This is a genomic window from Pseudomonas antarctica (assembly GCF_900624995.1).
Lineage (GTDB): Bacteria > Pseudomonadota > Gammaproteobacteria > Pseudomonadales > Pseudomonadaceae > Aquipseudomonas > Aquipseudomonas antarctica.
This window is the reverse complement of the sequence record NZ_UYXQ01000001.1, coordinates 256,240-277,781: the sequence shown is the minus strand read 5'-3', so window position 1 is coordinate 277,781 and position 21,542 is coordinate 256,240. Positions and strand designations below refer to the sequence as shown.

The following is a 21,542-nucleotide window of genomic DNA, read 5'->3' as shown; positions in this document are numbered from 1 at the left end:
TCAGAGGATGGGTGAAATAAGCCGCGCCACCCGCATGCCCAGTTGTTGCAGGCGACGGGTCTCGCGGCTTTCCTCTTGGCTGACTTCATGGGCCAAGGCGAAGTCATCCAGCAGCATCTGCTCCACCTCGCTGGCAAAGGCTTCATCGACGGTCAGCAACATCACTTCAAAATTCAGCCGGAACGAACGGTTGTCCATGTTCGCACTGCCGATGGCGCTGATTTCGCTGTCCACCAAAACCACTTTCTGATGCAGGAAGCCCGGCTTGTAGCGGAACACGCGCACGCCGGCGCGTACTGCTTCGATGGCGTAGAGGCTGGACGCGGCATAGACGATACGGTGATCAGGCCGCGACGGCAGCAGCAGGCGCACATCTACCCCGCGCAAAACCGCCAGGCGCAGGGCGGCGAACACGGCTTCATCGGGTACGAAATACGGGCTGGTGATCCACACCCGCTCGGTCGCCGCGTGGATGGCTTCGACGAAAAACAGCGAGCAGGTCTCGTACGGGTCGGCTGGGCCGCTGGCGAGCAATTGGCAGAGCACACCGTCCTCGGGGTAAGCGTCCGGCAGGATCAGCGGCGGCAATTCCCGTGCGGCCCAGAACCAGTCTTCGGCAAACGACTCCTGCAGGCACGCCACTACAGGGCCTGTGACCTGCACATGGGTGTCGCGCCACGGTGCCAGCGGCGGCTTTTTGCCCAGGTATTCATCGCCGACGTTATGCCCGCCGACAAACCCGGTGATGCCGTCCACCACCACGATTTTGCGGTGGTTGCGGAAGTTGACCTGGAACCGATTGAGCCAGCCGCTGCGGGTGGCGAATGCTTTGACTTTGACCCCGGCGTCGCGCAGCGACTGCACATAACTGTAGGGCAGGGCGTGGCTGCCGATGCGGTCGTAGAGCACGTGAATGTTGACGCCTTCGGCGGCCTTTTCTTTAAGCAAGGTGTGCAGTTGGCGACCGAGATCGTCGTCATGAATGATGAAGAACTGGAACAGCACGGCGGTCTTGGCGTTGCGAATCGCCTCGAAGATCGCGCTGAACGTGGCATCGCCATTGATCAGCAAGCGCACTTCATTGTTGGCCAGGCACGGCATGCGGCCCAGCTTGGGCATGGCGCGCAGGGACGCGTAGGCGCTGGAGTTGCGCGCAGCCAGGGCTTCTTCGACCCACGGGCGCCAGTTCAGCTCGGTGATAGCGGTGTGCATTTCCTGGTTGGCTTGGCGGCGTGCCTGGATGTAAGCGTCGAAGGTGCTACGGCCGAAGATCAGGTAGGGGATCAGCGTGAGGTAAGGCATGAACATCAGCGACAAGGCCCAGGCGATCGAGCCTTGGGCGGTCCTGACGGTCAGCACCGCGTGGATCGCGGCGAGCGTCCCGAGAAAGTGCAGCGTGGCAATGAAGTAGGCGAGCAGGTGCGGGCCAAAAAAATCCATGAACGACTTAACTCCAGACAATCCAGTGCGTAACAGACCATGAAAGGCTGCGAATGTCGCTATTTTATTTGCCGTGCAACACTGGCAACTTTGCGGCGTCTAACGCCCACAATTACCCAGGAGTTACCCGATGAATGCTCGTCTGCTTGGTTTGGCCATGGTTGTTGGATTGACGCTGCCCGTGGCGGCTCAGGCGCAGATGTTGGCGCCGGGCTTGTGGGAATTGACCACCAGCAATATGAAAGTCGATAACCAGGACTTGCCGGACCTGTCGCTGATCCTTGGTCAACTGAAACAACAGATGACGCCTGAACAGCGCGCCATGCTCGAGAAACAGGGCATCACCATGGCGGGTAAAGGCGTGCAGGTGTGCCTCACGCCTGCCCAGGTTGCTTCTGATTCGATCCCGTTGACCGACCCACAATCGGGCTGCAAACAGGAAGTGACCGACAAGACCGGCAACCAATGGAAATTCCGCTTCAGTTGCCCGAAAGCCCAAGGCACTGGCGTTGCGACCTTCCAGAGCCAGCAGGAATTCACCACCACCGTTAACGGCACCTTCAATGCCACCGGCATCCAGCAAAAGGGCAGCCTGGACACGCACACCCAGTGGCTGGGCAACGATTGCGGTACGGTCAAACCCCGCGCTTAACGCACAAAATGCAGGGGCAACCCCTGGCAACTGTCGACCACCTGGCCGTTGTGCCACGCCAAGTGGCCAGACACCAGCGTGGTGCTGACGCTGTGGCGAAAGCTGCGCTCGGCAAAGGGCGTCCAGCCGCAGCGTGCGAGGATCGGTTGGCTGCTGACGGGGTTGCCTTCAGGCTCGGGCTTGATCAGCACCAGGTCGGCCCAATAGCCTTCGCGTAGATAGCCCCTATCCGGGATGGCGAACAAGTCGGCCACACGGTGACTGGTCTTCGCCACCAGCGTGGTCAGCGGCAAGTACCCGTCGATCACCAACTCCAACAACGCCGGCAACGCGTGCTGCACCAGCGGCAGCCCTGACGGGGCTTCGCGATAGCCCAACTGCTTCTGCGCCCAGGTATGCGGCGCATGATCGGTGCCAATCACATCCAGACGATCACTGAGCAACGCCACGCGCAGCGCGTCGCGGTCGGCGCGGGTCTTGATCGCCGGGTTGCATTTGATCTGGTGGCCGAGGCGGTGATAGTCGCGGTCATCGAACAGCAAGTGGTGCAGGCAGACCTCGGCGGTGATGCGCTTTTCCGATAAGGGTTTGTCTTCGAACAGGGCCAGCTCGCGTGCGCTGGTGAGGTGCAGCACGTGCAGGCGCGTGCCGTGACGCTGGGCCAACTCCACCGCAAAAGACGATGAGCGATAACAGGCTTCGGCATCGCGGATCAGCGGGTGGGCGACGGCGGGGATGTGCTCGCCGAAGCGCTCACGCAGGCGCTGCTCGTTCGCCAGGATGCTCGGCGTGTGTTCGCAGTGGGCGAGGAGGATGGTCGGTACGTCGGCAAACAGCCGCTCCAGAATCCGCGGGTCGTCCACCAGCATGTTGCCAGTGGAGGCGCCCATGAACACTTTGACCCCGGCCACTTCGCGCGGGTCGAGGGCGGCGACGGTGTCCAGGTTGTCGTTGCTCACGCCAAAGTGAAAGCCGTAGTTGGCCACCGAATTTAACGCGGCCCTGCGCTTCTTATCGGCCAGGGCTTCGAGGTTCAGGGTGGCGGGATTGGTGTTGGGCATGTCCATGAAGCTGGTAATGCCACCGGCCACCGCCGCGCGGGACTCGCTGTAGAAACTGCCTTTGTCGGGCGCGCCAGGTTCGCGAAAGTGCACTTGGTCATCGATCATGCCTGGCAGCAGCCATTGGCCTTGGGCATCAATTTCTACCGGCTCGTTGTAGCCTTCGAGGCTGGTGGCAATCTTCTCGATGCGGCCATTGGCGACCAGTACATCGGCATCGAACTCCCGGCCTTCATTCACCAGGCGGGCATTGCGAATCAGCAGGCGGCTCATGGTTCAGAACTCGTTTTGCAGGGCTTTGTAACCACGCACCAGGTCGACGTTGGTGCGCGCCACGTCTTCGGAAAACTCCGAAGCGCTGACACTCACCGGCGGGAATTGCGACAGGTCGGTGTGAGGGCCGATGCGGGTGGTGGAAGGTACATAGAAGGCGGCGGGCAGGTCGCGCCCATCGACCACCGAGTTGTGGCGAACCACGCAGCCATCACCGACGGCGCAGTTGAACAGCACGCTGTTGAAACCGATAAACACGCGGTCGCCAACGGTGCACGGGCCGTGGACGATGGAGCGATGCGCGATGGAGGTGAACTCTCCGATCGTCACCGCCGCGCCGGACTTGGAGTGGATGACCACGCCGTCCTGGATATTCGAATTGGCGCCGATGGTGATCGGGTCCATGTCGCCGGTGGCGTCGACTTCGTCGGCGCGGATTACGGCGTAAGGGCCGACGAACACGTTCTCGCCGATGACGACCTTGCCGCAGATGATCGCGGTTTTATCGACGTAGGCTGACTCGGCAATCACCGGCAGATCGCCGGAAGGGTTCTTGCGGATCATGCAGTGGGCTCCTTTTTAAGGGGCGAGGTGATGATATGAACGTAGGCGCCGTCGATGGCGTTGTAGAAACAGGTCGGCCGGCCGGTGTGGCAGGCTGGGCCTTGTTGGTCGACGATCAGCAGTACCGCGTCGCCGTCGCAGTCCAAACGTGCCTCGACCAGTCGTTGCCGGTGGCCGGAGCGTTCGCCTTTGCGCCACAGCTGCCGTCGCGAGCGCGACCAGTAGCAGACCTGCCCGGTGGCCAGGGTTTCGCTGAGGGCCTGGCGGTTCATCCAGGCCAGCATCAACACTTCGCCGCTGCCGTGCTGCTGGGCGATGGCGGCAATCAGGCCATCGCTGTTCCATGGCAGGGCGTCGAGCACCGGTTCGAGTGGAAAGCGGCTGCCGATGGCGGCCGCTTCCAGGTCGAGCATGCTCAAGGTCATGGCTTGCTCAGGGCGGCGCACAGGGTGTTGAGGTTGTATTCGAACAGCCCGGTGAAGGTGCTGGCCGGGCCTTCGGCGGCGAGGGCGTCGGAGTACAACGTGCCGCCGATCTGCGCGCCGCTTTCGTCAGCAATCTGCTTGAGCAGGCGCGAGTCTTTGATGTTTTCCATGAACACGGCTTTGACCTTGTCCTTGCGGATCTGAGTGATCAGCGCAGCGACTTCGGCGGCCGACGGCTCACGTTCCGTCGACAGACCTTGGGGCGCCAGGAAGTGGATGCCATAGGCCTGGCCCAAGTAACCGAAGGCGTCATGGGAGGTGACGATGCGACGGTTGCCCGGTGGCAGCGCGCCGAACTTGGTCTTGGCTTCGGCCAGCAGGCGGTAGATTTCTTTCAGGTAGGTTTGGCTGTTGCGCTGGTAGTCGGCCGTGTTGGCTGGGTCGGCTGCAATCAACGCCTTGGTGATGTTATTCACATAGATTTCGGCGTTGGCCAAGTTATGCCAGGCGTGCGGGTCGGGGATGGTTTCGCCGTCTTCGTCCATGGTGTGGGAGATCACGCCCTTGCTGGCGGTCACGACCGTGGCTTTGGTTTCGGTGCTGGTCACCAGGCGGTCCAGCCAGGGTTCGAAGCCCAGGCCGTTCTTGATGATGAGCTTGGCCTTGAGCAGCGCTTTGGCGTCATCCGGCGTGGGTTCGTAGGTGTGGGCGTCGGCGTCCGGGCCAACCATGTTGCTGATTTGGATGTGGTCGCCACCGATCTGGTGGGTAATGTCATCGAGAATACTGAAGCTGGTAACCACTTGGAGTTTGTCGGCGGCCTGGGCCATCGACAAGGGCAGCAGCAGGCTGAACAGCACGAGTAGAGCGCGCATCGGGAAACACCTCATTGGGATGTAAGCAAGGGCGGGCGGCGCAGCAAGCCGTGCACCGGACCGAAGATCACGGACAGCAAATACCCACCGCCAGCCACCAGCACGATGGCCGGGCCGCTGGGCAGCGAGTAGTAGAACGACAGCAACAAACCGAACCACACCGACAGGCATCCCAGCACCGCCGATACCGCGATCAACACCGGCAGGCGCCGGCTCCAGAAGCGTGAAGCAATCGCCGGCAACATCATCAAACCCACCACCATCAACGCGCCGATGGCCTGGAAACCAATCACCAGATTCAGCACCACCAAGGTCAGGAACAACCCGTGCGCGATCGGGCCGAGACGGCTGACGGTTTGCAGGAACAGCGGGTCGAGGGTGTCCAGCAGCAGCGGTTTGTAGATCAGCGCCATGGCGATCAGGCTGAAACCGGAGACCCAAAGCATGCCGGTGAGGGTGGTTTCATCCACCGCCAGGGCTGAGCCGAACAGCAGGTGCAGCAGGTCCAGGCGCTTACCGGCGAGGCCGAGGATCAGCACACCGGCGGCCAGCGAGATGGGGTAGATCGCCGCGAGGCTGGCGTCTTCGCGCAGGCCGGTGCGGCGGGTGATCCAGGCGGACAAACCGGCCATGCTCAGGCCCGCGCCGAGCCCGCCGATGGTCAGCGCGGGCAGGCTGAGGCCGGCAAACCAGAAGCCCAATGCGGCGCCAGGCAGAATGCCGTGGGCGACGGCGTCACCGATCAGACTCATGCGCCGCAGGATCAGAAACACACCCAGTGGCGCGGTGCTGCAGGCGAGCACCAGCCCGCCGATCAGCGCGCGGCGCATGAATACGAAGTCGAAAAAAGGCATCCATAAGTGGGCGGCGAAGTGCATCAGGCCACCTGCATGTGAGGTTGCGGGCGGATCAGTTCTTTGCTGGGGCCGAACACGCAGCCGGTGCTTTTGATCTGCACCACGTGTTGGGTGTGGTGGCGCACAGATGCCAGGTCATGGCAGACGACGATGATCGTGCGGCCTTGGTCGTGCCAGGCGTGGATGTGTTTCCAGCACAGCGCCTGGCCATCTTCGTCGAGGGCGGCGTGGGGTTCGTCGAGCAACAACACCGGCGCTTCGGCCAGGCTCATGCGGGCGAGCAGGGCGCGTTGCAGTTCGCCGCCGGATAAGGCCATCAGCGGGCGGTGTTCCAGGCCGCTTAGGCACCAGTCCTCCAAGACGGCTTGGAGGCGTTCGTTGCGTTGTGGCGGTGTGAGCTGGGTGCCCCAGAAACCGGCGGCGACCAACTCCTGCAGACTGATCGGGAACTGGCGATCCAGGTGTTGTTGCTGTGGCAGGAACGACAGGCCTCTACGGCGTGGAACCTCCACGCTGACTTTTCCCGCCAGCGGTTTTTGCAGGCCTGCGATGACTTTGAGCAGGCTGCTTTTGCCGGTGCCGTTGGCGCCGATGATGCCGGTTAGGCTGCCTTTTTCCAGGGTCAAATCCAGCGCTGGAGTGAGTGGTTGCCCAGGTGCGCCCCAACGCAAAGCGTTACAGGTGATCATGCAGAGTCTCTCGTCCAGCGGCTTTCAGCCACGGCATCGTGCGCGTGCAGGCTTTCGGCATGGATCACTTTCAGGTGGAAGGCTTTGACGGCATCCGAGCGTTTCAAGGCGAGGTTCAGGCGGCGAGCGGCGTCTTCGCAGAACATCAGGTTCTGCCCGTTGGCCAGGGCGAAGGCTTGTTCGTCCGCACGTTTCACCGCGGTTTGTACGGCGGTGCCGAGGGCGGCTTCGACGTCGTCGATCAGGTCGGTGAGCGGTAAGGTGGACTGGTTGGCGTCCAGCTGGATGGAAAGCGCTGCGCTGCTGCGTTGGCTGTGCGGCGTGGCGACAATGCCGTCGGTGCTGCCGAGCCAGGTCAGCACATCCTCGTGTTGTAGCGGCGTGTTGGCGAAATCTTGAAGAAATTGCTGCTGAATCAATTGCCTGGCGAGCGCAGCGGAGCACGGGCAGGTTGAGGAATACGTAACGTCAATTTTTAGTTCCACGTGGAACATTTGGTTTTCCAGGCGTGCCTCGATGCACACCGGGTAGCCTTTCCAGCCTGCTAATGGGCTGACCAGCGCCGGACGTTTTAGCAGCAAATCCGTGTGAATTCGCAGGTAGGCGTTCTTAGATAAACCTTCATGACTCTCAAGAAAGCGCTGCAGTACATTACGCAGAAGTGCAGGCGTAAGAAGCTGCTGGTCGAGCATTTCCAGGGCCAGGTACAGGCGAGACATATGAATACCACGGGCCTCGCCGTCGTCCAGGCTGACGCCCGCATCGGCAGTGGCAGCCAGGCGTTGGCCGTCGATGAGGATAGGCAAGGCGATGCCGCACATGCCCACCCAGTCGAGCGGCAAGGCTTGGCGTGAAGCCTGCGCGGCGATATCCGGCAGAGTCAGCGCATTCATGAGCAGGTCCGTCGTTGGAAATAAAAAGACATGTTATATTATAACTATTGAGTCGACGATGCTTTTTCTGCTCCAGCCTTTATTCAGTCATGTCGAGCAGGGACGCTCCTCCATTTGCGGTATATGCCATGCACAGACGTCAGCTCCTCAACCTGCTGCTGGTCAGCCCTCTGTTTACTTTTCCAATGGGGGCCTTCGCCACGCAGATTCGTAATGCGCGCCTGTGGCGCTCCGACGACAAACTGCGGCTGGTGTTCGACCTCAGTGGCCCAGTGCAATACAAAACCTTTTCCCTGACCGCGCCGGAACGCTTGATCATCGACCTGAGCGGCGCCGGGCTCAGCGGTGATTTCTCGCAGTTGGCGCTGAAGAACAGTGGGATTACCTCGATCCGTTCCGGGCATTTCGGCAAAGGTGATACGCGTATCGTGCTGGACCTGGCCGCGCCGATGCAGCTCAACAGCTTCTTGTTGCCGCCGCAGGATGGCCAAGGCCATCGCCTGGTACTCGACCTGACCAACGCTACCCACGCGCCGCGCCAAATCGCCGCCGAACCGCCGCCCTTGATTGCGCCGGTGGGTAAAGCGCATCCCAAGCGCGACATCATCGTGGTGGTCGACCCCGGCCACGGCGGCAAGGACCCGGGCGCGATCGGCTCCAAGGGCCAGCGCGAGAAAGACGTGGTGCTGTCCATCGCCCAATTGCTGGCCAAACGTTTGAAGCGCGAGAAGGGCTTTGACGTGAAACTGGTGCGCAACGACGACTTCTTCGTGCCGCTGCGCAAGCGCGTGGACATCGCCCATCAGCACAAGGCCGATATGTTTATTTCGGTGCACGCCGATGCTGCGCCACGGCTCACAGCATCCGGGGCGTCGGTGTATGCGTTGTCTGAAGGCGGCGCCACCTCCGCCACGGCGCGCTTCATGGCGCAGCGCGAAAACGGCGCGGATTTGCTGGGCGCCACCACGTTGCTCAATCTCAAGGACAAGGACCCGATGTTGGCCGGGGTGATTCTTGACATGTCGATGAACGCCACCATCGCCTCCAGCCTGCAACTGGGCAGCTCGGTGTTGGGCAGCTTGCAAAGCATCACCACGCTGCACCAGAAGCGCGTGGAGCAAGCAGGTTTCGCGGTGCTCAAATCACCAGACGTGCCGTCGATCCTGGTCGAGACCGGGTTTATCTCCAATACCCGGGACGCCCAGCGGCTGGTGACGGCGCGCCATCAACAGGCGGTTGCGGATGGGCTGTTCGAGGGCCTGAAAAAATACTTCGAGAAGAACCCACCGATGAACAGCTACATGGCCTGGGTTCAAGAGCAGAAGAACGGCCAGGTTTAACAGCCGGTAAGGCGGCTGCAGGTGAATTTGGCGCTGGCGCCACCTGAACTGGAAAACCGGTTGATCGTGGTCCAGCCCACGCGGCGCGAGTAGCCGACCCACGCCTCACCATCGGACGCCAACCCGGTAAAGAACGTCAGCTGCCCATAGCGGCTGTTGGTCTGTGCCCAGTAGCGTTTGCCGATCACCTCGAAACCTCGCAAGTACGTGGTGCTGCCTACAGTCGCCACGCTATAGGCATTGCCCAACGGGTCCACACAGGCCAGCAGGTTGGCGCTGCGCGTGCAGTTTGCCAACAAGCTCGGCGCTTGGGCGCAGGCCGGTCCTGCCACCGCCAACAACAGGGCGCACACCAGGTATTTCATAGGGCTTCTCGGGGCAAGAAAGTGTTCAAGCATTGCGCCCTTCGTCGTGACGAGCAAGAGAGGATTGGCTTATTTGCATTGTTATACTATAACATAAAAAGCACAGCCTGACCCGTGAACCGCTTTCCATGACTGAACAAGACCTGCTGGCGCAACCGCCCGCCGACTATATGAATGAAGCTCAGCAAGGTTTCTTCCGCCAACTGCTGCTGGCCCAGCGCTACGAACTGCAGGCGCGCATCGAAGCCGAGTTCGTGGTGCTACGCGAGCAGGAAACCAACAGCGACCCCGCGGATGTGGGCAGCGCCGAAGAACAGCGGCAATGGCAACTGCGCCTGCTGGAGCGCGAAAAAAAGCTGTTGGACAAGATCGACGACGCGCTGGAATTGCTCGCTCGTGGCGAGTACGGCTGGTGCCGTGAAACCGGCGACCCGATTGGCCTGAAACGCCTGCTGCTGCGCCCCACCGCGACCCTGAGTATCGAAGCCAAAGAACGTGAAGAGCTGCGCGAACGCCACCGACGGGCGATTTGACCGGCCACCCCTGATGAGGAATACCTGATGCCCAATCGTCTCCCCGTTACTGTGTTGTCCGGCTTTCTCGGCGCCGGTAAAAGCACGTTGCTCAATTACGTCCTGCGCAACCGCGACAACCTGCGGGTGGCAGTGATCGTTAATGACATGAGCGAAATCAACATCGACGGCAGCGAGGTGCAGCGCGACGTCACTCTCAACCGCTCCGAAGAAAAACTGGTGGAGATGAGCAACGGCTGCATCTGCTGCACCTTGCGCGAAGACTTGCTGGAAGAAGTCGGAAAACTTGCCAAGGAAGGTCGGTTTGATTACCTGTTGATCGAATCCACCGGTATTTCGGAGCCGTTGCCCGTGGCCGAAACCTTCACCTTTCGCGACGAAAACGAGCAAAGCCTGGCCGATATCGCGCGCCTGGACACCATGGTCACCGTGGTCGATGGCATGAACTTCCTGCTCGACTACCAAGCCGCCGAAAGCCTGGCCTCACGCGGTGAAACCTTGGGTGAGGAGGACGCACGTTCGATCACCGACCTGCTGATCGAGCAGATCGAGTTCGCCGACGTGATCCTGATCAGCAAGATCGACCTGATCAGCAGCCGCGAACGCGAAGAATTGGTGGCGATCCTCGAGCGCCTCAACGCCCAGACGCAAATCATCCCGATGGTCATGGGCGAAGTACCGCTGAACAAGATCCTCAACACCGGCCGCTTCGACTTCGAACGTGCCGCCCAGGCACCGGGTTGGTTGCAGGAACTGCGCGGTGAACATGTGCCGGAAACCGAAGAGTACGGCATCGCCTCTACGGCTTATCGCGCGCGCCGCCCGTTTCACCCACAGCGTTTTTTCGACTTTATCGACCGCCCGTGGGTGAACGGCAAACTGCTGCGTTCCAAGGGGTTTTTCTGGCTGGCGAGCAAGCATCAGGATGCGGGCAGTTGGTCTCAGGCCGGCGGCCTGATGCGCCATGGTTTTGCCGGGCGCTGGTGGCGCTTTGTGCCGAAAAGCCAATGGCCCCAGGACGAAGACAGCGTGGCGGCGATCATGGGCAACTGGCAGCTGAGCACTGGCGATTGCCGCCAGGAGCTCGTGTTTATCGGGCAAAACATCGACTTCAGCCAGATGCGCGCCGAGTTGGACACCTGCTTGCTCACCGATGAAGAGATGGCCTTGGGTGCCGATGGTTGGCGCCAGTTGGCCGACCCGTTCGGCCCTTGGTTCGAGGAGGTCGCCTAATGTTGGCCCCAGTTATTGCGCTGCGCCCGGTGATCCGCCAGGCCCGTGGTGAAACCCCGCTGGCGCTGGCTGATGTCCTCGATGACGGCGTGAACCTGGCGGTTTGGCAACGCCAGTTGCCGCTGCATATCGCTGAGTTCGGTGCTTTGCTGGTGGCGCTGAATGAGCCGTTGGCCGAGTCCTTGGTGATTGAACTCAATACTGAGGATGCGGTGCCGAACTTGCAGGGCTTGGCATCCAGTTGCCGTGATCTTGAAGGCTACGACGGCTTTATCGCCGATGTGTCGTGGCTGGTCAGCGCGTTTGCCTGTTTGCTGGGCGCCAAGCGCATTGGCGTGCGCTTGCGGCTGCTGGACAAGGCCATGTGCCCGCGTTTTCACGTTGACCACGTGCCGGTGCGGCTGATCACTACTTACGCGGGTGTCGGCAGCCAGTGGCTGCGCGAAGGCGTGATGGACCGCCGCAAACTGGCCCAGCCGGACGCGGAACCCACTGAGCGCATCGAGCAGATTCTCTGCGGCGAAGTGGCGATGCTCAAGGGCACCCAATGGCATGGCAATGAAGGCCATGGTTTGATTCACCGCTCGCCCGCACTCAAGGCCGATGAACGCCGCTTGATCCTGACGCTGGATTGGCTCGCATAACCGGGTAGGATCAAACGCTCTACACGGTCTGAAAGATGCCCAACATGCTGCAGAACATTCCCACCCACGTGATTGCGGGGCCTTTGGGCGCCGGCAAGACCAGCCTGATCAAGCAGCTGTTTGCCCAACGTCCGGCCAACGAGCGTTGGGCGGTGTTGATCAATGAATTCGGGCAGATCGGCCTGGACGCTGCCTTGCTGACCCAGGATGACGACGGCATTGCCCTGGGCGAGGTCGCCGGTGGCTGCCTGTGTTGTGTGAATGGTGCACCGTTCCAGGTAGGCCTTGGCCGCCTGCTGCGTAAGGCCAAGCCGGATCGGCTGTTTATCGAACCCTCAGGCCTTGGCCACCCGGCGCAATTGCTTAAGCAATTGCGGCAGGCACCGTGGCAGGGCGTGTTGGCGGTTCAGCCGTGCGTGCTGGTACTGGATGCGCAGGCGCTGGCGGCGGGCAAACCTTTGCCTGATGCGCAACGCGAGACGCTGGCCAGTGCCGGGCTGTTGGTGTTGAACAAGGATGAGTCGCTGGATGCCACGCAGCGCCAGGCCATTGAACAACAATTACCCGACGGCCCGCTTTACTGGACGCGCCATGCACAGTTGCCGCTCGAGCGATTGCCAGGCCTGACTGCGCAGGCCAGCGCGGCTGTGGATAACTTCGACGTGCCCAAAGGCTTGGCGCAGCTGCCGGCTATCTGGACTGACCCTGCGCAGCCTATCTGCCTCAGCCAGGCTCAGGAGGGTGGCTGGAGTATCGGTTGGCGCTGGCACCCAAGCCAGCAATTCGACACTCAGCGCCTGCATCAATGGCTGACAAGTCTGGTTTGGCGCCGCGCCAAACTGGTTATCCACAGCACCGGAGGTTGGCACAGCGCTAACGCTGTGGATAACAGCACCCTCACCTGGCAACCCAGCGAATGGCGTCGTGACTCACGTATTGAATTGATCTTCGGCCAGCCACAGGACGTGGCCGCCTTGCAGCGTGCGTTAGCGGCCTGCCGTCAGTGACGGTTCTTGCTGGCGTGGTCCTGGCGCCATTGGCTCAGCTCGATCACTTCAGCGCTGGGCAGCGGCGTTTTGATCTCGAACGGGTAGGGCGCCAGTTCGATCTGCGCGCTGTGGGCGCCAAATTGGGTGATCGTCCCTGGATGGCGAGCTTCACCGGTCACGGTGAACTCAAAGTTATAGATGCGCGCCAGACGGCGCCGGCCATTGGCATCTTTCACAAAACCGATGCGCTTTAGCGCCACCGCGCCGTCAAGCAGCTCGATATCGAGCTTGGCGCAATGCTGCTTGACCCGTTCCAGCGCTCGCTCGCGCAGGCCGTGGTTGTGCCACACCCACGCGGCGCCGGTCGCCAGCAGCATCAACACGAAGATGTTTCCCAGGGTCAGCATGCGATGAACTCCAACAAAGTGAGAGCAGCTTAACTGTGTCGCTGGCCTGTCGTATAGGCTGTGTTTAGTCGCATACTGCGCGGCTAGAATTTCAACGGCTTTACGGAAATCTCCCGCATGAAACGCACACCTCATCTGCTTGCGATCCAGTCTCATGTGGTCTTTGGCCACGCCGGAAACAGCGCCGCCGTATTCCCCATGCAGCGGGTCGGGGTGAACGTCTGGCCGCTCAACACGGTGCAGTTCTCCAACCACACCCAGTATGGTCAGTGGGCGGGCGAAGTGTTGGCGTCGCAGCAAATTCCGGCGCTGGTAGAAGGCATTGCCGCGATTGGCGAGCTGGGTAACTGCGATGCGGTGCTGTCCGGCTACCTGGGCAGTGCCGACCAAGGCCGTGCGATTCTCACCGGTGTGGCGCGCATCAAGGCCATCAACCCCAAGGCCTTATACCTGTGCGACCCGGTGATGGGCCACCCGGAAAAGGGCTGCATCGTGCCACAGGAAGTCAGCGATTTCCTGCTGGACGAGGCGGCGGCCATGGCGGATTTCCTCTGCCCCAACCAGCTGGAGCTGGACAGCTTTGCCGGGCGCAAACCGCAATCGTTGTTCGATTGCCTGGGCATGGCCAAGGCGCTGCTGGCCCGCGGGCCCAAGGCCGTGCTGGTCAAGCATTTGGATTATCCGGGCAAACTGCCGGATGGTTTCGAGATGCTGCTGGTAACGGCTGATGGCAGCTGGCACTTGCGTCGGCCGTTGCTGGCCTTCCCGCGTCAGCCGGTGGGCGTGGGCGACTTGACGTCGGGATTGTTCCTGGCGCGGGTGCTGTTGGGCGACAGCCTGTTGGCGGCCTTCGAGTTCACGGCGGCGGCGGTGCATGAAGTGCTGCTGGAAACCCAGGCCTGCGCGAGCTACGAGCTGGAACTGGTGCGCGCCCAGGACCGCATCGCCCATCCTCGAGTGCGTTTTGAGGCGACACCGATCAGCTTTTAGGGATTAGTCTGATCGAATACCGCAAGGGGCAGCGATAGGCTTCCGGGCTTTTGGCCCCTTACGCTCAATGAGGACGATCATGTCGCATTCGTCACTGAATTCTGCTGCGCTGGCCCTGACCTTGCTGCTGGGCGGTTGCAGCCCTCACGTCAGTGAGTCTGGCGTGACCGAGCGCCCCGTCATACCCGGCCAATTACCGGACACCCTGAAGCGAACGGCGATGATGGATAAGATCATCGAGGCCGGCGTGCAATCGATCGAGCATCGCGAGCCCAACGTTACTGATCGCCAGCCGATCTCGCCGGCACTGCTTGAGGATGAGTCCGTTGCCGATCGCAAGGCGTTCCTGGGCAGTTTTACTCTGCCTGAGGACTACTGGAATCAGTTTCGGCAGAACTTCCGATTGTTCTATAAAGGTGTCACGGAACAACACGCACGCACGTTGGGCATTTATCGCGACAAGTACCGTTCATACCTTCGCGATACCGAGAGTGCTGTGCTTGAGCAATGGCTGCAACCGGTGGGCCCTGCCGTACGCACTCGGGTAGCTGCGATCGATAGGCTCATGGCCCAGTTCTACCGTGACATCAACGAGAAAGCCGAGCGAGACACGATCGAAGACCACGTGAAACGCATGAACCAGCTGGATCAGCGCTTCGGCGTGTGTGCTCACTTTCCTCTTTGCGTGTTGGAATGAGCCTTACGGCCCGTCGGCTTTGATTTCCTGGTAGCGCTTTTCCAGCTCCTGGCGAACCTGCCGACGCTGCTGCGCCTGAACGAACCGGCGCTTGTCTTCGCTGTTTTGCGGCTGCAGCGGCGGTACGGCGGCGGGTTTGCGCTGGTCGTCCACGGCCACCATGGTGAAGAAGCAGCTGTTGGTATGGCGCACCGAGCGCTCGCGGATGTTCTCGGTCACCACCTTGATACCCACTTCCATCGACGTGTTGCCGGTGTAGTTGACCGAGGCGAGGAAGGTTACCAGCTCGCCGACATGGATCGGCTCACGAAAAATCACCTGGTCCACCGACAAGGTCACCACATACCCACCGGCATAACGGCTCGCGCAGGCATAGGCCACTTCGTCGAGGTACTTGAGCAGAGTGCCGCCGTGCACATTGCCTGAGAAGTTGGCCATGTCAGGGGTCATCAATACCGTCATCGACAGCTGGGCGTTTCCGGGTTCCATAGCACACTCACGGGTTGTAGGCATCGGTTGGGGAGGCACCTCTGCGGGTGCTGGAATCTTTACAGCGCTCTCCCTATCGGGACGCCGGTGGGCGGCTTGCCGTCACGCGTGCACCGATCTGTTTCCATATATTGCACCGGCTTTCTGCCGGAAGTCGCGGTGTTAACCTTCAAAAGCTCGTCTCAGGGCATTTCTTACGATCAAGGCCGACTTTTCCTTCCGTTCTTTGCGACCGTTCAAAGGCGCGTACGGAAGTGGGAAAAGCATCAGTACCCTCAAGGAGCCCCTCGCCATGCACGCCATTAGCTTTATTCAGGACTTGGCCGTGATCATGCTAGTGGCTGGGTTTGTTACCATCTTGTTTCACCGCCTCAAGCAACCCGTGGTACTCGGGTATATCGTCGCCGGGTTCATCATCGGCCCTCACACTCCGCCGTTCGGCCTGATCCACGACGAAGACACGATCAAGACCCTCGCCGAACTCGGCGTAATCTTCCTGATGTTCTGCCTCGGCCTGGAGTTCAGCCTTCGCAAGCTGTTCAAGGTCGGCGCCACGGCGTTTATCGCCGCGTTCCTTGAGATCATCCTGATGATCTGGATCGGCTATGAAATCGGTCGCTGGTTCGACTGGAACACCATGGACTCGCTGTTCCTCGGCGCGATCCTGGCAATTTCCTCAACCACCATCATCGTCAAGGCGCTCAACGACCTGAAGATGAAAAACCAGCGCTTCGCCCAGCTGATTTTCGGCGTGCTGATCGTTGAGGACATCCTCGGTATCGGCATCATCGCCTTGCTGTCGAGCATTGCCGTGAGCGGTACGGTCAGTTCCGGCGAGGTGTTCTCCACGGTCGGCAAGCTCTCGCTGTTCATGATCGTCGCGCTGGTGATTGGCATTCTGCTGGTGCCACGCCTGCTGGCGTACGTGGCCAAGTTCGAAAGTAACGAGATGCTGTTGATCACCGTATTGGGCCTGTGTTTCGGCTTCTGCCTGTTGGTGGTGAAGCTCGAATACAGCATGGTGCTGGGCGCGTTCCTGATAGGTGCGATCATGGCCGAATCTCGTCAGTTGATTAAGATCGAGCGCCTGATCGAGCCCATTCGCGACATGTTTAGCGCGATCTTCTTTGTGGCGATTGGCTTGATGATCGACCCACAGATCCTGCTGCAATACGCGTGGCCGATCGCGGTCATTACCGTGGCGGTGGTGCTGGGCAAGATGTTGTCCTGCGGCCTGGGAGCGTTTATCGCCGGCAATGACGGCCGCACCTCGTTGCGGGTGGGCATGGGGCTGTCACAGATTGGCGAGTTTTCCTTCATCATCGCCGCGCTGGGCATGACCTTGCAGGTGACCAGCGATTTCCTCTATCCGGTGGCCGTGGCCGTGTCGGCAATCACCACGTTGCTCACGCCGTACCTGATTCGCGGCGCCGACCCGTTGTCGTTGAAGATTGCGGCGGTGATGCCCAAACGCATGAGCCGAGTGTTCGGCATGTATGGCGAATGGTTGCGCAGCATTCAGCCTCAGGGCGAGGGCGCAATGCTCGCGTCGATGATTCGCAAGATCATCCTGCAAGTGGGGGTAAACCTGGCGTTGGTGGTGGCGATCTTCTTTACCGGCAGCTTCTTCGCGGCACGCATTGGCGGGTACCTGGAGGTTTGGATCACTGACCCAAGCTGGCAGAAGGCGTTGATCTGGGGCGGGGCATTGTTGTTGTCACTGCCGTTTTTGATTGCGGCGTACCGCAAGCTCAAGGCGCTGTCGATGTTGCTGGCGGAGATGAGCGTGAAGCCGGAAATGGCCGGGCGGCATACCCAGCGCGTGCGGCGGGTGATCGCCGAATTGATCCCCATCCTCTCACTGCTGGTGATTTTCCTGCTGCTGGCAGCCTTGTCGGCCAGTATTTTGCCGACCAACAAGTTGCTGGTGCTGATCGCCGTGGTGGCGGCAGCAGTGGCGGCGGTGCTCTGGCGGTGGTTCATTCGCGTGCATACGCGGATGCAGGTCGCCTTGCTGGAGACCCTGGATAACCACAAAGATACGCCGGAGCACTAGAGGCCGGGGTGTAGGGCTCAGCTTTCCAGCCAGACGTCCCGCGCCCAGTGCCATACCGATTCCCAGGTTTCTTCGGTGACGAGTTCTTCTTCGCCGGACCACAGCACCACGGTGCCGTCTTCTTCGACGCAGTAGTAGTCGTCGCCATCCTGGCAGATCGGAATCATGCTGCGGTCAACACCGGCATCCCAGGCGTTGGCGGCAACGTCCGGAAGGTAGGTGTGGGACTGCGGGTCGGTGACGGTCACCGGCTCCAGGCTGCCATACACCACGTCGCTGACGGTCAGCAGGAATTCGCGGAAGACAAACGGGATGTCGATGAACAGTTGTTCCTCGATTTCCACCAGTTGGTCTTCGTCAGGCAGCTCCAGAGGCACCGGGACCGGTTCGTTGGCTTCACGCAATTGTTCGATGATTTCTTCCACGGCCGGGATCCTCTTGCTAGATGGCGCGGTTAATAGGGGCGTTTTATACAGTAGCTCGCTATAAGTGCAACCGTGAAATAGAAAACCCCGGAACATGTCCGGGGTTTTTATTACCAAGTGCTCAAACGCGCAGTGATCAGCCGTTCTGGCGGATACCGGCAACCAGCCATGGCTGGTTGTCGCCTGGTGCGCGTTCCATGTTCCAGCTTTCGCTGAACACTTCACCCTGGTCGAAACGCGAAGTCTTCGACACGCCGCTGAAGGTTAAAGTTGCGATGGTCTTGTCGGCGCGATCATCCACACCTTCCAGCTGTACGCGCAGGTCGTCGATGTAAGTCGACTGGAACGCATCGCCCAGGTCTGCGCGTTCGCGCTTGAGGAACTCCAGCAGTTGCGGGGTCACGAACTCGGAGATCTTGTCCATTTCGTTGGCGTCCCAGTGTTGCTGCAGGGACTGGAAGTGGCTGCGGGCCGCTTCGACGAAACGCTCTTCGTTGAACCAGGCCGGTGCGTTGATGACCGGACGAGCGGCAGCAGGTGCAGCCGAACCACCGAAGATCGAGCCCATGGCTGGTTTTTGCTCGAACGCTTCACGCTGCATCGGCGCGCCGGCTGGAGCCAGATGCTCCTGCTGCTTGCGGCGACGGGCGGCAATAAAGCGGAAGATCAGGAAGGCGATGACCGCCATGATCAGGATGTCGAAGATCTGCATGCCTTGGAAGCCGCCGCCCATGAACATGGAAGCGAGCAGGCCACCGGCAGCGATACCGGCCAGAGGGCCTAACCAGCGCGAAGCACCGCCCGCCTTGGCAGCGGCGCCAGCAGCACCCGCCGCGCCCGCGGTAGCCGCAGCGCCGCCGGCACCGGCGGAAGGAGCCATTTGGCTGGTCTGGTGAGTCGGTGCCGAGCCCATGCTTTTGCCGCCACCGAAGCGCTTGGCGTTGGCGTCGAGGCTCATCGTCAGGCCGATGCACAACGCCATGGCGATGCTAAGAAAACGTTTCATCAAGGGAATTCCCATTTGTGGATTGCACGCGCGCCATGTTGCACAGGTGTCGTGACACTGGCTAGCGGCATAATGTTTCGGGCTTTTGCGTAAGACCGATTCCGAAGGGTCTGTAGGACTAGTTACAGATATTGGCCCGCACTCCTCAAAAACAAGGGCCAGCCTACCGATCAATCGTTCCCACGCTCCGCGCAGGGAACGATCAGGTCAGACGGCTTCGAGCTTCGCGTAACCCATCATCAGCCACTTGCTGCCTTCGGCGAAGTTCACCTGCACCCGCGCTTGGGCGCCGGCACCTTCGAAGTTGAGGATCACGCCCTCGCCGAAGATCGCATGCTTGACCTGCTGGCCAAGGCTGAATGGGGTTTCCGGAATTTCTGAGCCGGCAAACAGGCTGCTGGAGCTCTGCTGCTGGCCGCCGCCGAACGGGCGGCTGACGCTGTTGGACAAGCGCACTTCCTGGATCAGCCCCTTCGGCACTTCACGTACGAAGCGCGACACCTTGTTGTAGGTCTCGCTGCCGTACAGGCGTCGTGTCTCGGCGTAGGTCATCACCAGGTTCTGCATGGCGCGGGTGATGCCCACGTAAGCCAGGCGGCGTTCTTCTTCAAGGCGGCCGGGCTCTTCCAGGCTCATCTTGTGCGGGAACAGGCCTTCTTCCATGCCCACCAGGAACACGTATGGGAATTCCAGGCCCTTGGCGCTGTGCAAGGTCATCAGCTGGACGCTGTCTTCATGCTCATCGGCCTGGGTATCACCCGCTTCCAGCGAAGCATGGCCGAGGAAGGCGGCGAGCGGGGTCAGTTCTTCATCTTCCTCAGTGTTTTCGAACGCGCGGGCGGCGCTGACCAGTTCCTCAAGGTTTTCTACCCGGGCCTGGCCTTTCTCGCCTTTTTCCGCTTCGTGATAGGCAATCAGCCCGGACTGTTCGATCACGGTCTGGGTCATCAAGTGCAGGGGCATTTCTGTGCACTTGGCGGCCAGGTTCTCGATCAGCTCGACAAACACACCCAAGGCACCGGCGGCGCGGCCGGTCAGGCCTTTATTGGCGATCAGCAAGCGCATGGCTTCCCACATCGACACATCGGCGTGGCGCGCGTGGTCGCGGATGGCCTCGACGGTTTTCTCGCCAATGCCACGCGCTGGGATGTTGATCACCCGCTCCAGCGCCGCGTCGTTGCCACGCCCTTCCAGCAGACGCAGGTAGGCCATGGCGTTCTTGATTTCCGCACGCTCGAAGAAGCGCTGGCCGCCATAGATGCGGTACGGGATGCGCTCGCGCAGCAAGGCTTCTTCCAATACCCGCGATTGGGCGTTGGAACGGTACAGAATGGCGATATCGCTGCGCGCCAAGCCGGTTTTCAGCGCGCTTTCGATGGTTTCCACCACGTAACGCGCTTCATCGTGCTCGTTGAACGCGGCGTACAAGTTGATCGCTTCGCCTTCGCCGCCGTCGGTCCACAGCTCTTTGCCCATGCGCCCGGTGTTATTGGCGATCAGTGCGTTGGCAGCTTTGAGGATGCCGGCGGTGGAGCGGTAGTTCTGCTCCAGACGGATAGTGATCGCGTCCGGGAAGTCGTCGGAATACTGGTAGATGTTCTCGATCTTCGCGCCACGCCAGCCGTAGATCGACTGGTCGTCATCGCCCACCACCATCTGGCTGTCGCCGCCTTTGGCCAGCAAGCGCAGCCAGGCGTACTGCACGGCGTTGGTGTCTTGGAACTCGTCCACCAGGATGTGCCGGAAGCGTTTCTGGTAATGGGCCAGCAAGCCTGGGTTGTCACGCCACAGGTCGAGCGCGCGCAGCAGCAGCTCGGAGAAGTCGATCACACCGGCGCGCACGCAGGCGGCCTCGTACGCTTCATAAATGCTGCGCATGGTGGCCAGGAACAAATCGCCGCTGGCCTGGATATGGTGCGGGCGCAGGCCTTCGTCTTTCTGGCCGTTGATAAACCACTGCGCCTGGCGGGCGGGCCAGCGCTGTTCATCGAGGCCCAGCTCGCGGATCACGCGCTTGACCAAGCGTTGCTGGTCATCGCTGTCGAGGATCTGGAAGGTCTGGCTCAGCCCCGCTTCCTGCCAATGCGCCCGCAGCAGGCGGTGCGCCAGACCGTGGAAGGTGCCCACCCACATGCCGGCCGGGCTGATGCCCATCAGTTGCTCGATGCGGTGGCGCATCTCGGCAGCGGCCTTGTTGGTGAAGGTCACCGACAGGATGGAATGCGGGGACGCGTTCTCGACCTGGATCAACCAGGCGATACGGTGCACCAGCACTCGGGTTTTACCGGAGCCAGCACCGGCCAGGACCAACTGACGGCCAACGGGGGCTGCTACGGCCTGGCGTTGGGCATCGTTGAGGGAGTTCAGCAAAAGGGAGAGATCATCGCGCATCGGCGCATTCTAGGGTGCCCGGGGGAGTGGGGCAAATCCCAATGCCAGGTGGTCGGCAGAAAACGTCCGTCGTGTTTCGTGCCGGGGAAACATTCTGCTGAGGATGATGACCGGTCGGTCATAGGCCGCAGGCCGCGCAGCGTCTCGCTCAAGCTGTCTGGCCCCGAGGTTTGCGGCGGTTTATCACGCGGTTTTTATGACGTGGAGCAGTTTGGCCCGCGCGCTTGCTTGTGTATGCTCCGTCCACG

At 61.0% G+C, this 21,542-nt stretch carries 23 protein-coding genes; 9 read left to right on the top strand and 14 right to left on the bottom strand.

Annotated features, from left to right (window positions below):
- On the bottom strand, positions 1 to 1,440 hold the full coding sequence (cls, locus tag E0F99_RS01295) for a cardiolipin synthase (RefSeq protein ID WP_083356024.1): 1,440 nt from the start codon (positions 1,438 to 1,440) through the stop codon (positions 1 to 3).
- A gap of 130 nt (positions 1,441 to 1,570) precedes the next feature.
- Here cls and E0F99_RS01290 point away from each other — a divergent pair, with 130 nt between their 5' ends.
- Positions 1,571 to 2,092: a DUF3617 domain-containing protein gene (locus E0F99_RS01290; RefSeq protein ID WP_083356025.1), complete on the top strand. Its 522-nt coding sequence runs from the start codon at positions 1,571 to 1,573 to the stop codon at positions 2,090 to 2,092.
- Here the strand turns inward: E0F99_RS01290 and E0F99_RS01285 are convergent.
- From E0F99_RS01285 to folE2, 7 genes are read right to left on the bottom strand one after another with little or no spacing between them, the layout of a single operon-like run.
- On the bottom strand, positions 2,089 to 3,426 hold the full coding sequence (locus E0F99_RS01285) for a dihydroorotase (RefSeq protein ID WP_083356026.1): 1,338 nt from the start codon (positions 3,424 to 3,426) through the stop codon (positions 2,089 to 2,091). The genes E0F99_RS01290 and E0F99_RS01285 overlap by 4 nt on opposite strands.
- A gap of 3 nt (positions 3,427 to 3,429) precedes the next feature.
- Positions 3,430 to 3,990: a gamma carbonic anhydrase family protein gene (locus E0F99_RS01280; RefSeq protein ID WP_083356027.1), complete on the bottom strand. Its 561-nt coding sequence runs from the start codon at positions 3,988 to 3,990 to the stop codon at positions 3,430 to 3,432.
- Complete coding sequence (gene hisI / locus E0F99_RS01275; protein WP_083356028.1) at positions 3,987 to 4,415, bottom strand: phosphoribosyl-AMP cyclohydrolase; 429 nt, start codon at positions 4,413 to 4,415, stop codon at positions 3,987 to 3,989. The genes E0F99_RS01280 and hisI overlap by 4 nt, the downstream gene beginning before the upstream one ends.
- Positions 4,412 to 5,290 carry a metal ABC transporter substrate-binding protein gene (locus E0F99_RS01270; RefSeq protein WP_083356029.1) on the bottom strand — a complete coding sequence of 293 codons (879 nt, stop codon included), beginning with the start codon at positions 5,288 to 5,290 and terminating at the stop codon, positions 4,412 to 4,414. Before E0F99_RS01270 ends, hisI begins: the two co-directional genes overlap by 4 nt.
- 11 nt (positions 5,291 to 5,301) lie before the next feature.
- Positions 5,302 to 6,168, bottom strand: a complete 867-nt coding sequence (locus E0F99_RS01265; protein WP_083356030.1) for a metal ABC transporter permease — start codon at positions 6,166 to 6,168, stop codon at positions 5,302 to 5,304.
- Complete coding sequence (locus tag E0F99_RS01260) at positions 6,168 to 6,836, bottom strand: metal ABC transporter ATP-binding protein (protein ID WP_083356031.1); 669 nt, start codon at positions 6,834 to 6,836, stop codon at positions 6,168 to 6,170. Before E0F99_RS01260 ends, E0F99_RS01265 begins: the two co-directional genes overlap by 1 nt.
- On the bottom strand, positions 6,833 to 7,729 hold the full coding sequence (folE2, locus tag E0F99_RS01255; RefSeq protein ID WP_083356032.1) for a GTP cyclohydrolase FolE2: 897 nt from the start codon (positions 7,727 to 7,729) through the stop codon (positions 6,833 to 6,835). Before folE2 ends, E0F99_RS01260 begins: the two co-directional genes overlap by 4 nt.
- 128 nt (positions 7,730 to 7,857) lie before the next feature.
- Here folE2 and E0F99_RS01250 point away from each other — a divergent pair, with 128 nt between their 5' ends.
- Positions 7,858 to 9,069, top strand: a complete 1,212-nt coding sequence (locus E0F99_RS01250; RefSeq protein ID WP_083356033.1) for an N-acetylmuramoyl-L-alanine amidase — start codon at positions 7,858 to 7,860, stop codon at positions 9,067 to 9,069.
- On the opposite strand, the gene E0F99_RS01245 is transcribed toward E0F99_RS01250, so the two are convergent.
- Positions 9,066 to 9,434, bottom strand: a complete 369-nt coding sequence (locus E0F99_RS01245) for a glutamine synthetase (protein ID WP_083356034.1) — start codon at positions 9,432 to 9,434, stop codon at positions 9,066 to 9,068. The two genes, E0F99_RS01250 and E0F99_RS01245, sit on opposite strands and share 4 nt — an antisense overlap.
- A gap of 128 nt (positions 9,435 to 9,562) precedes the next feature.
- Here E0F99_RS01245 and dksA point away from each other — a divergent pair, with 128 nt between their 5' ends.
- Genes dksA through E0F99_RS01225 form a run of 4 tightly spaced genes read left to right on the top strand, consistent with a single transcriptional unit; the run spans position 9,563 to position 12,851 of the window.
- A complete protein-coding gene (dksA, locus tag E0F99_RS01240; protein WP_083356035.1) occupies positions 9,563 to 9,967 on the top strand; it encodes an RNA polymerase-binding protein DksA in 405 nt (134 codons plus the stop codon).
- 27 nt (positions 9,968 to 9,994) lie between these two features.
- Positions 9,995 to 11,200, top strand: a complete 1,206-nt coding sequence (zigA, locus tag E0F99_RS01235; RefSeq protein ID WP_083356036.1) for a zinc metallochaperone GTPase ZigA — start codon at positions 9,995 to 9,997, stop codon at positions 11,198 to 11,200.
- Entirely contained in the window at positions 11,200 to 11,844 is a 645-nt protein-coding gene (locus E0F99_RS01230) for a DUF1826 domain-containing protein (RefSeq protein WP_083356037.1), read from the top strand. Before zigA ends, E0F99_RS01230 begins: the two co-directional genes overlap by 1 nt.
- 44 nt (positions 11,845 to 11,888) lie before the next feature.
- The gene (locus tag E0F99_RS01225) at positions 11,889 to 12,851 is read left to right on the top strand and encodes a CobW family GTP-binding protein (RefSeq protein ID WP_083356038.1); all 963 of its coding nucleotides are present in this window, start codon (positions 11,889 to 11,891) and stop codon (positions 12,849 to 12,851) included.
- On the opposite strand, the gene E0F99_RS01220 is transcribed toward E0F99_RS01225, so the two are convergent.
- Entirely contained in the window at positions 12,845 to 13,240 is a 396-nt protein-coding gene (locus E0F99_RS01220; RefSeq protein WP_083356039.1) for a DUF3301 domain-containing protein, read from the bottom strand. The genes E0F99_RS01225 and E0F99_RS01220 overlap by 7 nt on opposite strands.
- 117 nt (positions 13,241 to 13,357) lie before the next feature.
- Here E0F99_RS01220 and pdxY point away from each other — a divergent pair, with 117 nt between their 5' ends.
- On the top strand, positions 13,358 to 14,230 hold the full coding sequence (gene pdxY, locus E0F99_RS01215) for a pyridoxal kinase PdxY (RefSeq protein WP_083356040.1): 873 nt from the start codon (positions 13,358 to 13,360) through the stop codon (positions 14,228 to 14,230).
- Between the two features lie 79 nt (positions 14,231 to 14,309).
- Positions 14,310 to 14,927 (top strand): hypothetical protein, encoded by a 618-nt coding sequence (locus E0F99_RS01210; protein WP_083356041.1) that lies wholly within the window; start codon positions 14,310 to 14,312, stop codon positions 14,925 to 14,927.
- A gap of 3 nt (positions 14,928 to 14,930) precedes the next feature.
- On the opposite strand, the gene E0F99_RS01205 is transcribed toward E0F99_RS01210, so the two are convergent.
- Complete coding sequence (locus tag E0F99_RS01205) at positions 14,931 to 15,416, bottom strand: acyl-CoA thioesterase (RefSeq protein ID WP_083356042.1); 486 nt, start codon at positions 15,414 to 15,416, stop codon at positions 14,931 to 14,933.
- Positions 15,417 to 15,708: 292 nt separating this feature from the next.
- Here E0F99_RS01205 and E0F99_RS01200 point away from each other — a divergent pair, with 292 nt between their 5' ends.
- Positions 15,709 to 17,472, top strand: coding sequence for a cation:proton antiporter (locus E0F99_RS01200; protein WP_083356043.1), 1,764 nt, complete (start codon positions 15,709 to 15,711; stop codon positions 17,470 to 17,472).
- A 17-nt stretch (positions 17,473 to 17,489) separates the two neighbouring features.
- Here E0F99_RS01200 and E0F99_RS01195 read toward each other — a convergent pair whose 3' ends face one another.
- The 3 genes from E0F99_RS01195 to uvrD all read right to left on the bottom strand — a co-directional run bounded on the left by E0F99_RS01195 (position 17,490) and on the right by uvrD (position 21,294).
- A complete protein-coding gene (locus E0F99_RS01195; RefSeq protein WP_017739032.1) occupies positions 17,490 to 17,897 on the bottom strand; it encodes an SMI1/KNR4 family protein in 408 nt (135 codons plus the stop codon).
- 136 nt (positions 17,898 to 18,033) lie between these two features.
- Entirely contained in the window at positions 18,034 to 18,903 is an 870-nt protein-coding gene (locus tag E0F99_RS01190) for a Tim44 domain-containing protein (protein WP_083356044.1), read from the bottom strand.
- Between the two features lie 207 nt (positions 18,904 to 19,110).
- Positions 19,111 to 21,294: a DNA helicase II gene (gene uvrD, locus E0F99_RS01185; RefSeq protein WP_083356045.1), complete on the bottom strand. Its 2,184-nt coding sequence runs from the start codon at positions 21,292 to 21,294 to the stop codon at positions 19,111 to 19,113.
- Positions 21,295 to 21,542 lie beyond the last annotated feature (248 nt).